The sequence below is a fragment of the Bartonella sp. AP57NXGY genome, from assembly GCF_042195805.1.
Taxonomy (GTDB): Bacteria; Pseudomonadota; Alphaproteobacteria; order Rhizobiales; family Rhizobiaceae; genus Bartonella.
Map to the genome: position 1 here is coordinate 1 of NZ_JBHIOZ010000597.1, position 621 is coordinate 621.

1 protein-coding gene and 1 pseudogene are annotated in these 621 nt (G+C 41.5%); both read right to left on the reverse strand.

The window, feature by feature from the left end; all coding sequences use genetic code 11:
• Nucleotides 1–269: pseudogene (locus ACFIL8_RS12245) on the reverse strand (integrase); the annotation flags it as partial.
• A gap of 2 nt (nt 270–271) precedes the next feature.
• Nucleotides 272–520, reverse strand: coding sequence for a hypothetical protein (locus ACFIL8_RS12250; protein WP_015857131.1), 249 nt, complete (start codon nt 518–520; stop codon nt 272–274).
• Nucleotides 521–621: the final 101 nt, after the last annotated feature.

Here is a 621-nt window from a genome sequence, read left to right on the forward strand (position 1 = left end):
GATTCTGATTGATTATGCCATTGCATGCTTTGTAAATACTGATGCAACAACCAATCGAAAGACCCTTCTGTGAGTCTAGTACGCCTCTTTGTTTTGGAGGAGCCATTTTGAGCTTGTTTAATAGCTAGCGTATAATTATCAACAAACTCTTGCGTTCCATAGGTTCCTTCAATCCGAAACCGTGGTCCATGACCAATACGTACATACCATATAACTTTACCATGGCGTGTACGTTCACGAACAAGATGCGGCGGACGGTGTTTTGGCATGGCTAAAACTTTATACCGTCGACAGAGGGGCAACTTTTGCTGGTCTCGTAGTCTTCTTGCTCGTTTTCAAGTGGTGGAAAATCGTCAATGCTATAAGTATTATCTGTCGTTGTTGGTGTTATGGTTTTATTGATATGAATTAATAATTCCCCTGTAGGTTTGATTTCTATGAGTTCACATCCTTGTTTTTTAGCTTCTCTTAAAGCACGAGCAATAGCTGGTTGCGTGATAGTAGGTGGGCGGTGTGGCATGTTTATTCCCCTTCATTGAGATGTAATTCCCCCGTGGCGTGAATCACGCTGGTGTTTAAAAGTTGGTTTTTCGGTGTTAGAAACGGCTTATAGAGATACTA